This window comes from Microcoleus sp. Pol17C6, from assembly GCF_036701145.1.
Lineage (GTDB): Bacteria > Cyanobacteriota > Cyanobacteriia > Cyanobacteriales > Microcoleaceae > Microcoleus.
In genome coordinates this window covers 1-15,526 of sequence record NZ_JAUBQH010000039.1, presented here as the reverse complement: position 1 = coordinate 15,526, position 15,526 = coordinate 1, and the positions used below count along the sequence as shown (strand labels likewise).

Below are 15,526 nucleotides of genomic sequence, written 5' to 3'. Positions count from 1 at the left end.
AGAAGCAAGGTATGGCAAGGACAAAATCGATCGAACCAGACGCAACAGGAGGTGACAAGAGCGAGCAAATCCTCCAAGGTGCGATGCAAGAATTTTTAGCCCACGGCTACGCGGGCACGAGTATGGACAAGGTAGCGAAGACGGGGGGAGTTTCCAAAGCCACGGTTTACAGCTATTTTGCAGATAAAGAAGGATTATTCGTGGCCTTGGTACAGCGGCTGGCGCGAGAAAAAGTCCATTTTACAGTTTTGGATGAAGAACCCGCCGTAGCGCTGCGATTCGTTGCCACCAATCTATTAGAGCAGGTGACGCAGGAACCTGAATTCCTGAATTTTGTGAGGCTAGTGATTGCGGAGTCGGGGCGTTTTCCCCTGCTAGCGCAGACTTTTGTGAAAAACTTAGCTAAACCCGGTATTGAGCGGCTTACTCAATATTTCGCATCGCATCCAGAGTTAAAATTGCCAGATCCGGAGGCAACGGCGCGGATTTTTATTGGATCGCTGGTATATTTCCAGTTAACGCAGCATATGATGCACGGCAAAGATATTATCCCAATGGAGCGCGATCGACTGATCGACGCTCTGCTGCACTTGATTTTAGGCCCGCAGTCCAATTCCTAAGTGCGATCGACAGAATCTAGGAATTTTATTTGAGAACGATCGCAGCCATAAAGCGATCTCGCTCTTTATGGCTGCGATCGCAGGTTTTAGTCAGGTGTTTTTCCTAACCTGTCCCTCAATTCCTCAGCCGATAACTGCGGCAGTTGTTCTACAAACAATGTCAATTCTGTCACAGGCAAAGCCAATAAATTAGTAACGGCTGTAGGCAGAAGATCGCCCAATTCAGGCGATCGTATTTGCAACGCACTTTCAGCTAACAATTTAACCGCTGCTTCCCGCCCAGCTTCATCAACGGTCAGCATCGATATTGCCAGCAACAGCACTGTAAATTCCGCCGCCTGCAACTTGGATATTGGAGATAGAAAAACAGTCATTTTTGGACTTAATTCTCCAAATCTAACTCGCAGAAAGTTTTCTAAGATTAAGCGCTGTTGTTCTTGTCTGCCTCGTTCTAGTCCCTGTTCTAGCCCTTGTTCTAGTCCCTGTTCTAGTCCTTGTTCTAGTCCTTCTTCTCTAGCTTGTTGCTGTGCTGCTTGTATTTGTTGTTGAAAAAGTGGTGCAATGGCCATAATTAACTCCCGCTCTTCTGGCTCTAATTCTTGTGGCGCATCGGTTACTAAATTTGACTGTAACCGATACAGCAATTCTAGCGCGATAATCCGCAACGGATCGTCTGTAGCTAAAGCGCTTAATTGGGAAATAGCCCTTTGCTGCACTCCCCCTTTGCCCAAAATCCTCAACCACAGGGTTTCTGGAGTTTCTGGTAACTGGTGGATCGCTACAATTGCCGATCGCAAAGATTCACCCAAAAAATAGATTCCCTGCATCCAATTCTCTGTGTCTGGTATCGCATTAAAGCTATCTACCAATGCTTTCGATGCTGTGGGCATCAAAATCCACAGTTTCGGTAACTGGGCGTCATCATAGCGAGTATTTTCTCTCCTAAATTTTCGCTCCAACTCACCTCGCACGTCCAATAACTTGCCCAGACAGCTACAAATTTCGCTGACGTTGGCAGGATTGCGAAACGGTTCAAAAATTGCCGTTGTGTTTGCCATTTTTCCCAACAAGCCCAGGGTTTCTGAGTATTCGGGAATTGCGGTGCTGGGAGTGAAATAAACATCGATTTCTCTGACTTCTGAAGTCACATCGCGGCCGATATTAACCGTTCCGAGCGGCGACAGCAATTCCTCCAGGTATTCTTTGGCAAAGAGATCGTGAATAAATCGCGTCATAGGAATTATTTCAAAGACTAAATAGATTTTTTAGCCGTTTTCTCACCCATTCTACAGGATTTTCCTCCTCTTCTGCTGCCTCTACTAATTCCATTTCTCGCAAGAATTTCTGTCTCTCGCTGAGTTCTTCTTCGTGTTTGACTATTTCTTTAATAATCTGTTCAGATAAATCCGGTCGTTCAGTTAAAACTTTCTGGAAACCTTCTTTATTGATGGCAAACAAAATTGTTTCTTCCAAAGCTCTTACCGAAGCAGTTCGGGGGATGCCCAACATCAAAGAAAGTTCTCCGAGAAACTGACCACTACCTAGGTTATTCAGATGTTTGTCAATAGCTTCTACAAAAACTTCTACTGAACCTGAAAGAATCATGTAAAAAGCATCTCCGGGGTCGTTTTCGTGAAACAAAAATTCTTGCGGTCGCAGCCGTTTGCGATATCCAACTTCAATCAACTGCCGCAATTCAAGATCAGTCAGATTTTCAAAGTATTCTACCTCTCGTAGCAAACAGCTAAGGGACGATGGCTTTTTCAGTTTCTCTGCAAAAATTGGCGGTTTCTGCTCATTTTCCGAGTAACTCTTCGGGAGATCAATTGCACTTTCTTTTTTGTTGAACATTGACAACAGAACTTCGGGGTTTTGCAAATAAATTTCTCTGTCATTGAAGGGAAATTCGATTTTCTGGTGGCGGAAATTGTATTCAATTGCAAAATTCAAAGAACTTTTAATTATTTCTCTTTCTGTCGGCCTGTCCGTCCAAACTAAAAGTTCAAATTTAAAACTATCGTCACCAAACTCGACAAACAATACTTTCGGATTGGGTTCGTACAAAACTCCCGCTTCTGCGTAAGCAATATTTAACAGAGTTTCTGTCACTAACAGCGGGTTACTATTCTCCGCTACTTCTATGGGAACTCGCAGACAGAGTAGCGAGTTTTCGTAACTCCAGTTAACAATTTTGTTGCTAATCATTTTGCTGTTGGGAACTATAACGCTAGAGTCCTCAGTGGTTTGGATGATGGTCGATCGAATCGATATTTTTTTGACGATTCCCATTAATCCTTCTAATTCCACAAAGTCTCCGACTTTCACCGGTCTGTCTAAAAGCAGCGTTAAGCCACTGACAAAATTAGTTGTTAAATCCTGGATTCCGAAGCCAATTCCGACTCCCAATCCCCCCGCAACTACTGCAAAAGAAGCGAGGTTGAAGCCGATGCTTTGGATGGCGACTATCACCCCCAAAGCTACTATTAAGTACCCAATAATTACTGCTATCGCTTCCCGATTTCCCTCGTCAATTCCCAGTCTGACAAGCAAGCGTTCCTTAAGAAAGTTGGTAAAATATCGTGCTATCACAAGGATAGCCATAAACAATACAATCAGTTCCACCAGTGACTGCAAGGATACAGGATTTTCACCTATTTTAAATAGGGTAGCGGTAAATATTTGCGAGATATGTGTGAATACTTCTTCTGGTATTGTATTTAATTTAAATTCAGGCCCTAATGTTGTTTGTGTTGTCATTTTTTAAGGGGAGTAGTAAAAAATAAAGTCCTCAGTACCCAAGGTAAAAATAAAATACTGAACTCGTAATCATAAATTTTAACCTATTTTTAGGGGTAAAAAAAGTGAAGTCGTTACATAGAGATGTGGTTCCTCATACTACGCAGTTCTCCCTATTGCCAATTTTTAGGATACCTGGTCTTCGCAGGCCTGCGGTTAGTGTGCCACTTTTGCGCGATCCAAGAGCAAACTCATCTATTATTAAAGCGATCGCTCTGCTAACTTTAGTCAACATTAACTCGATTCGAGTTTATCATACTCTCCACTAATTTTTTTTGAAGTCCCGTTATCAACTTAAGCAGGGATTATTGAATGACTCTTTAAGTGGACAAGTCAAATATCCAAGTATTACAATGACTTTAACTGGTGGGAGACATATTGCTATTACTCTGCTAGTTGCGTGCGTTTTGTGTATTTATAAGTGAAAATTTAACGGATCTAGCTAAAATTGATAACGTTCCAAGAATACTTGGCATTCTACCGACCTGGAGGACCCACTATAACTTAATCACATTTGTCAATCAGTAAAATTACTGAAAATACTTGCTTGTTCAGGAGTGGAAAATTGGCGGTTTGGGGTTGGGTGGAAATAAATATGGCGCGAGACATGATTGCTCGATCGCCCAAATCTAAGTTCTCCACCCAAAAACAGAGTAAATGCTGAGCATAATTGCTGATTGACAAACGCTTCCCTAGCTTAGGTTGTCACCAAGGTTCTACCAATAGGATTGATTAGGAATAGAATTGATGAGCAATAGAACTGCTTGGCGATACATCCGAAGAATTAACGGAAATATTGTCGCAAGGGATACATTTATCGCCGATGGAAAACCGAATGGTCGCCCTACTGAACGTTTTATTAAGTACCCAAATAGGAAACAAGGAAAACCTTGCGATCGCGCCATTGGAAAGAAGTTTTAGAATAATAGCTGAAATGCACGAGCCAACATGAGCAAATTCCCATCAGAGAAAACCCAACCGCAACCGCAAGAGAACACAACAGCACAGGCATTGCGACAGGCTCACTTCGACGCTTTTTTTGCAGGTGCTAACGCCGGGATGCTGATTTTTGACCGCCAACTTCGGTATGTCCAAATTAACGAAGTTTTGGCCCAGATGAATGGCGTTTGCGTGGCAGACCATATTGGTAGGTCAGTGCGTGAGGTGCTGCCAGAATTGGCTCCGACTGTGGAACCAATGCTGCAAGGCATTCTGGATACGGGCAAGCCAATTCTCGACTATGAATTAGTGGGTGAAACGCCGAAAGAACCGGGCATCGTGCGCTACTGGCAAGCATCTTACTATCCTTTGTTGGATGAAAATGGCCTGGTTTTTGGTCTTGGTGGGATTGTAATTGAAATTAGCGATCGCAAGCGGGCCGAACAAAAGCAGGCAAGACTGACGGCAATTTTGGAAGCAACTTCCGACTTCGTAGGGATTGCGGATGCAACAGGGCATAACGTCTACCTCAACAAAGCCGGACAGAAAATGATGGGGGTACCTCCAGAGGAGGCACGATCTCCGTTTAGTGTAGATTTTGTATTAGCTCCCTCGGCAACGACAAAATTCCAAAATGAAGTCTTTCCAACCGCCTTAAGAGAGGGTAGCTGGGCTGGTGAAACCGTGTTTTTGTCACACGATGGGAAAGAAATTCCAGTTTCCCAAGTTTTAATCGTCCACAAAACGGAAACAGGCGAAGTCGAGTTTATTTCCACTATTGCACGGGACATTAGCGATCGCAAAAAAGCAGACGAAGAACGGCAATTGCTCGTTACAACGATCGAGAACAGCCGTGACTTTATTGGCGTTGCCTCAATGGATGGTCGCCCGATGCTACTGAATCAGGCTGGTCTGGATTTGGTTGGACTCAGTAGTTTGGACGAAGCCAGAACCAAACACATTACCGACTTCTTCATGCCAGAAGATTTGGACTTTGTACAGCAGCGTGTTCTGCCTACTCTAATGCAAGAGGGGGGGTGGCGGAGTGATTACCGGTTCAGACATTTCGTGACAGGAGAACCTATCGCGGTAGACTACACCCTATTTCTGGTAAAACATCCAGAGACTAATGAACCGGTAGGGATTGCCACTATTACGCGGGATATTCGCGATCGCAAAACCGCAGAAGATGTCCTCAAACAAAGTGAAGAACGATTTCGTTCTTTGATCGAAGCCAGCGCTCAAATTATTTGGATCTGCAATGCCGACGGCGAAATGGCGATCGAGCAACCTACTTGGAGTGCATTTACAGGACAGACATTTGATGATTACAAGGGAACGGGTGGAAGCAACGCTATCCATCCAGACGATCGCTCGTCTATGGTCACTGCCTGGTTAACTGCTGTTGCCAATCGATCGTTCTATGAAGTTGAATTCCGTATGCGTCGCTATGACGGGGAATATCGCTACATGAGTTGTCGTGGTGTACCAATTCTGAACGCGGATGGTTCAATTCGGGAATGGGTTGGGGCTAATACAGATATTACCGATCGCAAACAAGCTGAAGAAGCTCTGCGCGAACAGCAAGCTGTGTTGCGCGATCGCAACCTCTTGCTGAGCTCTATTTTGGAAAGTACGCCAGACATAATAGTTGTTAAAGACCGGGAAGGTCGATATGTTGCCCTTAATTCCTTTGTGGCAAACTGCTTCTTTGACGGTAAACCCATAGAGGAGATTGTGGGTAAAGATGATTCGGAACTGATGCCCCCGGAGGCCGCCGTTCCAATAATGGCAAAAGACCGGGAGATTATGGAAGCAGGCACTACTGAAACCTACGAAGAAGAAATTTCAAATGGTGAGGGCAGCAATTATTTTTTAACCACAAAAGCCGCTTGGCGGGACGGTCAAGGCAATATTCTCGGTATTATCGCCATAGCGCGAAACATTAACGATCGCAAACAAGCTGAAGCCCAGATGCGCGATCGTAATGCACTGCTAAACTCTATTTTGGAAAGTACACCAGACTTCATTGTCGTTAAAGATCGGGAAGGGCTTTATGTTGCCGTTAACTCCAATGTGGCAAACTTCCTGGGCAAGCCAATTGAGGAAATCATCGGCAAAGATGATTTGGAATTACTACCGCATGAGAGTGTCCGTGCAATTATGGCAAAAGATCGCCAAGTTATGGCAGCAGGAATCGCTGAGACTTACGAGGAAGATGTCTCTGACGGTGAAAAAACCGCGACTTTTTTCACTACCAAGACTCCTTGGCTGGATGCTAATGGCAATATCCTCGGCATTATCGCCATATCACGAGATATTACCGATCGCAAACAAGCCGAGCAAACACTCCGTCAAACCCTAGAAATACTCGACTTAGCCAGCAATAGTATCATTATTCGGGATATGGATGACCGCATCATCTACTGGAACCAAGGTGCAGAAAAGCTCTATGGTTGGACAAAAGCGGAAGTAGTCGGGCAGTACATTCATACATTCTTGGAAACCGTCTTCCCTCAACCATTAGAAACCGTATTGGGAGAGTTTTGCCAGCAGGGAAGTTGGGAAGGAGAATTGCAGCACACCACCCGCGATGGTCGGCATATTATTGTGGCAAGTCGCTGGACATTGCAGCGCGATCGCGAAGGAAAGCCTTGTGCCCAACTCGAAATTAATAATGACATTAGCGATCGCAAACAAGCCGAAGATGCTATCAAACAAAGCGAAGAACGCTATCGTTCGCTAATCGCTGCCACATCCCAAATCGTCTGGGCAACGGATGCTGAAGGAAGAGGTACGGATCTACAGAGTTGGAGAGCTTACACCGGTCAAACTGAAGCAGAAGTGCTTGGTTTAGGCTGGTTAGATCCAATTTATCCGGACGATCGGGAACGAACGAGTCAGGTTTGGATGGAAGCAGTGCAAACGAAAAGCCTGTTTGACATAGAATATCGAATCCGGGGAACGGATGGAAACTATCGTTATTTTCAAGGTAGGGGAGTGCCCATTGTTGATGAAAATGGCAACATCCGCGAGTGGGTTGGTACTTGCAATGATATCCACGATCGCAAACAAGCCGAAGATGCTATCAAACAAAGCGAAGGACGCTATCGTTCGCTAATCGCTGCTACGTCCCAACTTGTCTGGACAGCGGATGCTGAAGGAAGATGCGTGGATCAGCCGGGTTGGAGAGCTTACACCGGACAAACCGAAGCTGAGATGGCTGATGGTTTTGGCTGGTTAGATGCAATTCACCCGGACGATCGCGAACGAACGGCTCAGGTGTGGATGGAAGCAGTGCAAACGAAAACCCTGTATGACGTACAATATCGAATCCGGGGAGCGGATGGAAACTATCGTTATTTTCAACTAAGAGGGGTACCAATTCTGGATGAAGATGGCAGCCTCCAGGAGTGGATTGGCACTTGTAGCGATATCCACGATCGCAAACAAGCGGAAGATGCTCTAAAACAAAGCGAAGAACGCTATCGATCGCTCATCGCTGCCACCTCCCAAATTGTCTGGATATCGGATGCTGAAGGAAGATGCCCGGATCTACCAAGTTGGAGAGCTTACACCGGACAAACCGTAGACGAAGTGGTTGGTTTTGGCTGGTTAGATGCAATTCACCCGGACGATCGCGAACGAACGGCTCAGGTGTGGATGGAAGCAGCGCAAACGAAATGCCTGTATGACATAGAATATCGAATGCGTGCAGCAGATGGAAACTATCGCTATTTTCAAGTTAGAGCGGTACCAATTCAGAATGAAGATGGCAGCATTCGGGAGTGGGTTGGCACTTGCACCGATATCCACGATCGCAAACAAGCCGAAGATGCGATCAAACAAAGCGAAGAACGCTATCGATCGCTCATCGCTGCTACGTCCCAAATTGTCTGGACAGCGGATGCTGAAGGAAGATGCCCAGATACACCGAGTCTGAGAGCTTACACCGGACAAACTGAAGCTGAGGTGGTTGGTTTTGGCTGGTTAGATGCAATTCACCCGGACGATCGCGAACGAACGGCTCAGGTGTGGATGGAAGCAGCGCAAACCAACAGCCTGTATGAGATGGAATTTCGACTCTGCAGAGCGGATGGAAACTATCGTTATTTTCAAGCTAGAGGGGTGCCAATTCTAAATGAAGATGGCAGCCTCCGGGAGTGGATTGGCACTTGCACCGATATCCACGATCGCAAACAAGCAGAAATCGTACAGGCAAAAGCCAGGGAAGCCGCAGAAGCAGCTAGTCGGGCCAAAAGTGAATTCCTTGCTAACATGAGCCACGAGTTGCGGACTCCGCTTAATGGCATCATGGGGTACGCGCAGATTCTTCAGCGTTCCAAAGTCTTGAATGAAGAAGAGCGATCGCGCATTGATGTCATTTATCAGTGCGGTTCCCATTTACTGACCTTAATCAATGATATTCTCGATTTGTCGAAGATTGAAGCACAGAAAGTGGAACTCATGCCCACGGATTTTCATTTCCCGGCGTTCCTGCAAGGTGTCGCAGAAATGTGTCGCATCCGAGCTGAAATTAAGGGAATTCACTTTCATTTTCCTTCAAGCCCCGAACTGCCGATCGGTATTCGTGCGGATGAAAAACGCTTGCGACAAGTGTTAATTAATCTTTTAAGCAACGCTATTAAATTTACGGATGAGGGCAGTGTCACTTTTATCGTCAGTTTTGCAACAGAAGGAAAAATTCGCTTTGAAATACGCGATACAGGTACCGGCATTGCACAGGATCAACTCCAAGCTATCTTTCAGCCCTTCGAGCAGGTAGGCGATCGCAGGCGGCAGACGGAAGGTACGGGATTGGGACTGGCAATTAGCAAAAGGATTGTAGAACTAATGGGCAGTACCATTCAGGTTCAAAGTGAGATGAATGTTGGCAGTATTTTCTGGTTTGATGTCCATCTATCTCAAGCCGATGAATGGGTGAAAACATCTCAAATCGACCATCGCGGGCAGATTATCGGCATCAAAGACCGCCAACCTAAGATTGTGGTTATTGATGACAAATGGGCTAACCGTTCGGTAATTAGCAATTTACTCAGTCCGATCGGCTTTGAGGTGTTTGAAGCGAACGATGGGCAGGAAGGCTGGGAAAAAATTATAGAGGTGCAGCCCGATTTAATTGTTACCGACTTATTAATGCCCGAACTAGATGGCTTCGAGGTAATTAAGCGGGTTCGAGAATCGGAAAATTTCAAAGACATCATCATTATTGTGTCTTCTGCCAGCGTATTTGAAACAGATCAATACAGAAGTTTAGAAGCAGGAGGCAACACCTTTATTCCCAAACCTATTCAGGCAACAGAACTCCTGCAAAAATTGCAACAGTATCTTGATTTGGAATGGGTTTATGAAGCTAATGAAGAGCCACAGGCGAGATCCTCAGACACCGATGAGCTAATTGCCCCGCCTGCTACACAAATGGAAATGCTATACGAACTGGCTATGAAAGGAAATTTCCTAGAAATAGTTAAGCAGGCGCTATTACTTGAAGAAATAGATCCCCAATATATTCCATTTGCTAAAAGATTGCATCAGATGGCAAAGGACTTTCAAGACGAAGAGATTTTAACGTTTATTCAGTCCTACAAGTAAGGTTTATGAATTCAGAAATTCAAGCAAATGGTACAATTCTTATAGTTGATGACAATTCAGCCAACTTGGGTGTCTTATCTGATGCCTTAAGTCAGGAAGGATTTGAAGTTCGGGTCGCGAAATCTGGCAAAATGGCACTAGAGCGAGTCAAATATGCTCTCCCCGATCTAATCTTGCTAGATGTCATGATGCCAGAAATTGATGGATTTGAAACCTGTCGTCGATTACAGGCTAATCCAGAAACTAAACAGATTCCCGTTATATTTATGACGGCTCTCTCGGATACGGCTAATAAAGTTGAGGGGTTTAAGCTTGGGGCTGTAGATTATATTACCAAACCTTTCCAACAGGAGGAAGTATTAGCTCGCGTCAAGCTGCATTTAAAACTTCATGTTTTAACTGAGAAGTTAGAAGAAAAAAATACATTATTGGAGCAAAAAGTTTTAGAGGTTAGCCAAGCCTATGAAGATTTACAACAAATGCAACTTAAGTTAATCCAAAGCGAGAAAATGTCCGGCTTAGGGCAAATGGCGGCTGGGATTGCTCATGAAATAAACAACCCTATTAATTTCATTTCTGGCAATCTGGGTTATGCCCAAGAGTACGCTCATAACTTACTAAAAATAATACATCTCTATCAAGAAGATTATGTAAATCCCACCCCTCGGATTCAAGCAGCAATGGATGAAATCGAACTGGAATTTGTGGAAGAAGATTTTATCAAAGTTCTTAACTCAATCAACTTAGGAACGCAGCGCATCCAGGAAATTGTCAAGTCTATGCGAATCTTTTCTCGCCTAGATGAGGCAGACGTGAAAGCTGTAAATATTCATGAAGGAATTGATAGTACACTCACCATCCTGCATCATCGTTTAAAAGCAAAACCCGAGCATCCTGAGATTGAACTAATAAAAAATTACGGTCAGCTTCCACAAGTAGAATGCCATGCGGGACAATTAAATCAAGTGTTTATGAATATTATTTCCAATGCCATTGATGCTTTAGATGAATCAAATCAGCAGCGTTCTTTTGCTGAAATCAAACAACACCCGAACCGCATTCAAATTTCTACAAAAGTAATTGACGATAATTGGGTTGCTATTCATATTAGTGACAACGGTCGGGGAGTTGCCGAAACTTTACAACCGAAACTATTTGACCCTTTTTTTACCACCAAACCGATCGGTAAAGGAACTGGGTTGGGGTTATCTATCAGTTACCAAATTATCGTTGAAAAGCATGGGGGCAGATTATACTGCCAGCCTGGATTAGGAAAGGGAATAGAATTCGTCATTGAAATTCCTATTCGGCAGCAAGCTTGTAAAGCTGCTTAGTTTTCCGGTGCAATATTTCTTACGAACTTTGGTTAATTTCTCGCTGACAGCGGGGACGACAAGGTGTTCCTGTGCAAATAAAGCCTGCAGGCATATTTTTAAAGACGCTGCTGCGAGCTCCGATTAAAGCGTTAGCGCCGATTTCTACACCAGGGCCAATGAAGCAGTCGGCGGCAATCCAAACGCCGTTATTAATGATCACAGGTGCTGTTATTAAGCGAAAGGCTGGGTCTTGAGGGTCATGAGTGCCGGTGCAGAGGTAGCTTTTTTGAGAAATGACGCAGTGTTTGCCGATCGCAATTTGATCGAGACTGTACAATACAACATCATCTCCGATCCAACTGTAATCGCCGATGGCAATTTTCCAAGGATAGGTAAAACGAGCCGTGGGGCGAATGATCGCACCCCGACCTATTTTCGCTCCAAATAACCGCAGCAAGCCGCTTCTGATGCCGTTAAAAGGGTGTGGAGTGAGAGGAAATGCGATCGCCTGGACGAACCACCACAGCAAAATTACCCAAGTAGGCTTTCCTCGATCGAACTTTGATTGATCGTAGCGGCGCAAATCAACTAAAGATTCGCCTGTCAAAGTATTTGCGTGATTGTCGCTAATTGGACGATCGTTTCTTCCCGAATTTGGGGAATTTGCGCTCAAATTTTCCGGATCTTGGTTCGGATTTGGTATATAATCGGTCATTGATAGTTAATTTAATGTTTAATTTAAAATCGAGTTTAACCTTAAGGGCTGCTGCATGACATTTCTAGTTAAGGAAAATTTTGACTCGGAAAACGCCAAGGAACTCGCACAATGCGAGAATCCAAATCCCAGAATTGGCAAAGTGCGGCTTTTACAAACAGCATTGGTACTGCTTAGCAGCTTTTTTGTAGCAGAGTTAATCGCCGCACTTAATTCTCATAGTTTGTCCCTATTAGCAGATGCAGGTCACGTTTTTTCAGATGTAGCAGCTTTAGCAATAACTTTGACAGCGACTTGGTACTCCTCAGTCAAACGGAAAAGTAAATCCGTAGATTGTACGATCGCACAATCGTCAATCCCTGAACGAGGAGAAATCATTGCTGCTTTAATTAATAGTATCAGTTTAGTGGCGATCGCCCTTTGGATTGCTGCTGAGTCGATCGCCCGTTTGCAGTCCCCAACTCCCGAAGTAGAAGGGCTCCCGATGTTAATTACCGCCATAGTCGGTTTAAGCATCAACTCGATTAATGCTTGTTGCTTGCATTCCTGCTGTCACGGCGACTTGAATCTCAAAAGCGCGTTTCTGCACGCAGTCGCCGACATTTTTTCGTCGGTTGGAGTAATTTTAGCGGCGATCGCCGTAGCGTGGCTACACTGGAATTGGGCTGACGGCTTAATTAGCTTGCTAGTATCAGCATCAATTATTTTATTAACTCTACCATTGCTAATAGAAAGCATCCAATTGCTGCTGGGAAAAGTATCAGCAATATCCGCCAGTCAACAGCCTTGTGATTGCGAAAAAGTGAGCGCAGAAAAATTACTTTTTCCATCCCTCGAAGAACTAATCAAATAACATCTCTTCATCTGCGTATATCCGCGTATATCTCCTGAGATATCCGGTTTAAATACCTAAGTAATTAACCCAGCGATATCTAGATTGTAAAGATATCGTAAACCTTATTATCTACTCATCACAAAGACAAAGATCCGACTTTTCCGACTTTACGATCCGACTTTTCCGACTTTACAGAGGCAGGGGCCCGAAGCAATGATTAGAGATAGGGAAAGCCAACCCACGATGTCTAGATTGTAAAGAGATCGTAAACCTGGATGTGGTGTTGCGAAATGTTAAATCAAGATATGCTATAAAAGATATGTCTTTAGGGGGATACATTAAAGTTGCATCTAAGATATAGGCATTCATTCCCACGCCAGGCCACTGAAAGCCTACTTCATATCAGGACTACCCCGCTCAGGCTCTACTTTACTGGCTGCACTACTACGACAAAATCCCCGGTTTTACAGCGCTATGACTTCCCCTATTGGGGGCGCAAGTCGATCGAATGCTGGAAACCCTGAGCGAAGACAATGAGTTTTCCGTGTTCATTTCCCCTGAAAAAGGGGAACGGGCTAACAATTTTACCGCCCGATTGATTTGAGCAATACGACTAATAAATTATTCAGTCCTCATAGCGAGGACTTAAGGAAGGCGGGGGTTTCAACCCCGGCCACACTTGAATGTAAACAATAGATATAAAGAATTTCAGCAATTATGAACGTACCAAACATAAACAAGCAAATCACTTTCGTAGACTCCTCTGTACAGGATTATCAAAGCCTGATCCAAGGCATCGATCCCGCTCAAATTGTGATTTTAAATGAAAATTCCAGCGCGATCGACCAAATTACTAACGCCTTGGCAGATAAAAAAGATATTGAAGCAGTTCATATAGTTTCTCACGGCAGCGAAGGCAGTTTAAAACTCGGTGCTGACGTACTCAATGAGAATAACCTAGAAACTTTCAGCAATCAGCTCAAACAGTGGGGAAATGCCCTGACAGCAAATGGCGATATCCTACTTTATGGCTGCGACGTAGCAGCCGGAGAAGTTGGAGAAAACTTCGTAAAGCGCCTCAGTGAAATAACAGGGGCAGATGTGGCAGCATCTACCGACAAGACGGGGAATGCAGCACTAGGGGGCGACTGGGAACTGGAAAAAACCACCGGTTCAATTGAAGGCGGACTTGCCTTGTCCAGCGAAGTGATCGCAACCTATGCCGGTGTTTTAGCCACAGCCGTTCAATTTGACCTCACATCAGTATTCGATGGCGATGTCATTATCAACTACACGGGAGGAGTCACAGACACGACACAGAGCGGACTGGATTCCTCGGGGGGAACCCTAATAACTCAGTCCTTTGCCACATTTAAAGCCGGTGCTAATGGGAACGGTTTACCCGACAACGGCTTTTTCGCCACGAATGCTTACCATCCCGACGTTCAGCTAGGCTACAACAACACCAATAACGGCAACAACGCCAAAGTCCTCACAGCTAACGGCACATCCTTTAACTTTGCAGTTACGCCCAATAAGTATTCAGAAATCCACCTGTTGGCCACCAGTTCCAATGGCGACGCTGGGATGCAGGTGACATTTAACTATAGCGATGGCACTACTGGGACAGCCACAGCCACAGTTCCCGACTGGTTTAACGAAATTACCACTGAATCATTTTCCAGTTACTATCTGATTGACGGAAGGGATAGGAGCTTTGATACAACTGGAACAAGTTATCATGATGCCAACGATGTTGCCCTATTTGGGTTTGGGTTCAATCCTAACCCAGCCAAAACGCTTCAAAGCATTACCGTCACTAAAACGACGGGTTCGTTAGCTACTAATTATCTGGGAGTTTTGGGAGCCACAGGTGTTTTAGAGACCACACCGCCGACAGCCGCCAGTTTCACCCCCGCAGATAACGCCACTAATATTGCAGTTGCTGCTAATTTAGTTGTCACCTTGAGTGAAGCCGTACAAAAAGGCACTGGCAATATTGTCATCAAGAAAGTCTCTGACAACTCAGTGGTGGAAACTATAAATGTTACCTCCACAAATGTCACTGTTACTGGTAGTACCGTCACCATTAACCCAGTGGCAGATTTAGCGCAAGGTACTGGTTACTACGTTGAAATTGCTGCCGGTGCGATTAAAGACTTAGCTGGTAATAATTATGCCGGCACTACAGGCGCAACAGCCTGGAACTTCACCACCGCTGACACCACACCGCCCACCGTCAGCCTGACTTCGGGCGCCGCCGCCACCGTCACCGCAGCGTTTCCCGTCACCGCCACCTTCAGTGAAAGCACAACCAACTTTATCGCAAGTGATATCACCGTCACCAACGGCACCGTCAGCGGCTTTAGTGGCACCGGCACCACCTACAACTTCACCGTCACCCCCACCGGTCAAGGAACTGTCACGGTTAACGTCCCTACTGGGGTCGCCACCGATGCGGCTGGAAATAACAACACCGCCGCCACCGCCTTAACCCGTACCTTTGACAGTATTGCTCCCACCGTCAGCCTGACTTCGGCAGCCGCTGCCACCGTCACCGCAGCGTTTCCCGTCACCGCCACCTTCAGTGAAAGCACAACCAACTTTATCGCCAGTAGACCTCTTGCAAAATAATTTTATGCTATAATGAAGGGTTTGGCTGAAGTGGAGCAGATTGCAGGTTATAGCTAAT

Annotated in this window: 10 protein-coding genes; 7 read left to right on the top strand and 3 right to left on the bottom strand. The window is 45.1% G+C overall.

The annotated features are described in order from the left end of the window. The first annotated feature begins 11 nt into the window (after positions 1-11). Complete coding sequence (locus QUA25_RS19130; protein WP_333040523.1) at positions 12-620, top strand: TetR/AcrR family transcriptional regulator; 609 nt, start codon at positions 12-14, stop codon at positions 618-620. An 86-nt stretch (positions 621-706) separates the two neighbouring features. Here QUA25_RS19130 and QUA25_RS19125 read toward each other — a convergent pair whose 3' ends face one another. After that, complete coding sequence (locus QUA25_RS19125) at positions 707-1,855, bottom strand: flagellar assembly protein H (RefSeq protein ID WP_333040522.1); 1,149 nt, start codon at positions 1,853-1,855, stop codon at positions 707-709. Positions 1,856-1,865: 10 nt separating this feature from the next. Then, a complete protein-coding gene (locus QUA25_RS19120) occupies positions 1,866-3,377 on the bottom strand; it encodes a mechanosensitive ion channel domain-containing protein (RefSeq protein WP_333040521.1) in 1,512 nt (503 codons plus the stop codon). Between the two features lie 786 nt (positions 3,378-4,163). On the opposite strand from QUA25_RS19120, the gene QUA25_RS19115 reads away from it, so the two are divergent. The 3 genes from QUA25_RS19115 to QUA25_RS19105 are packed head-to-tail and all read left to right on the top strand — an operon-like array spanning position 4,164 to position 11,302. After that, positions 4,164-4,337 carry a hypothetical protein gene (locus QUA25_RS19115; RefSeq protein WP_333040520.1) on the top strand — a complete coding sequence of 58 codons (174 nt, stop codon included), beginning with the start codon at positions 4,164-4,166 and terminating at the stop codon, positions 4,335-4,337. A 27-nt stretch (positions 4,338-4,364) separates the two neighbouring features. Further along, positions 4,365-9,968: a PAS domain S-box protein gene (locus tag QUA25_RS19110; RefSeq protein ID WP_333040518.1), complete on the top strand. Its 5,604-nt coding sequence runs from the start codon at positions 4,365-4,367 to the stop codon at positions 9,966-9,968. 5 nt (positions 9,969-9,973) lie between these two features. Then, positions 9,974-11,302 carry a response regulator gene (locus tag QUA25_RS19105; RefSeq protein WP_333040517.1) on the top strand — a complete coding sequence of 443 codons (1,329 nt, stop codon included), beginning with the start codon at positions 9,974-9,976 and terminating at the stop codon, positions 11,300-11,302. A gap of 19 nt (positions 11,303-11,321) precedes the next feature. Here the strand turns inward: QUA25_RS19105 and hpsU are convergent, their stop codons facing one another. Then, the gene (gene hpsU, locus QUA25_RS19100) at positions 11,322-11,999 is read right to left on the bottom strand and encodes a hormogonium polysaccharide biosynthesis acetyltransferase HpsU (protein WP_333040516.1); all 678 of its coding nucleotides are present in this window, start codon (positions 11,997-11,999) and stop codon (positions 11,322-11,324) included. 55 nt (positions 12,000-12,054) lie between these two features. Here hpsU and QUA25_RS19095 point away from each other — a divergent pair, with 55 nt between their 5' ends. The 3 genes from QUA25_RS19095 (at position 12,055) to QUA25_RS19090 (ending at position 15,468) form a co-directional block, all read left to right on the top strand. Further along, entirely contained in the window at positions 12,055-12,852 is a 798-nt protein-coding gene (locus QUA25_RS19095; protein ID WP_333040514.1) for a cation diffusion facilitator family transporter, read from the top strand. Between the two features lie 339 nt (positions 12,853-13,191). After that, a complete protein-coding gene (locus QUA25_RS29535) occupies positions 13,192-13,371 on the top strand; it encodes a sulfotransferase (RefSeq protein WP_445305266.1) in 180 nt (59 codons plus the stop codon). Between the two features lie 180 nt (positions 13,372-13,551). Continuing rightward, on the top strand, positions 13,552-15,468 hold the full coding sequence (locus QUA25_RS19090; protein WP_333040513.1) for a DUF4347 domain-containing protein: 1,917 nt from the start codon (positions 13,552-13,554) through the stop codon (positions 15,466-15,468). Positions 15,469-15,526 lie beyond the last annotated feature (58 nt).

Bases quoted from the DNA above. Each gene is read 5' to 3' on its own strand.
- QUA25_RS19115 (WP_333040520.1), top strand. From the start codon at position 4,164: ATGAGCAATAGAACTGCTTGGCGATACATCCGAAGAATTAACGGAAAT.
- QUA25_RS19125 (WP_333040522.1), bottom strand. From the start codon at position 1,855: ATGACGCGATTTATTCACGATCTCTTTGCCAAAGAATACCTGGAGGAA.
- QUA25_RS19090 (WP_333040513.1), top strand. From the start codon at position 13,552: ATGAACGTACCAAACATAAACAAGCAAATCACTTTCGTAGACTCCTCT.
- QUA25_RS19105 (WP_333040517.1), top strand. From the start codon at position 9,974: ATGAATTCAGAAATTCAAGCAAATGGTACAATTCTTATAGTTGATGAC.
- QUA25_RS19130 (WP_333040523.1), top strand. From the start codon at position 12: ATGGCAAGGACAAAATCGATCGAACCAGACGCAACAGGAGGTGACAAG.
- hpsU (WP_333040516.1), bottom strand. From the start codon at position 11,999: ATGACCGATTATATACCAAATCCGAACCAAGATCCGGAAAATTTGAGC.
- QUA25_RS19110 (WP_333040518.1), top strand. From the start codon at position 4,365: ATGAGCAAATTCCCATCAGAGAAAACCCAACCGCAACCGCAAGAGAAC.
- QUA25_RS19095 (WP_333040514.1), top strand. From the start codon at position 12,055: ATGACATTTCTAGTTAAGGAAAATTTTGACTCGGAAAACGCCAAGGAA.
- QUA25_RS19120 (WP_333040521.1), bottom strand. From the start codon at position 3,377: ATGACAACACAAACAACATTAGGGCCTGAATTTAAATTAAATACAATA.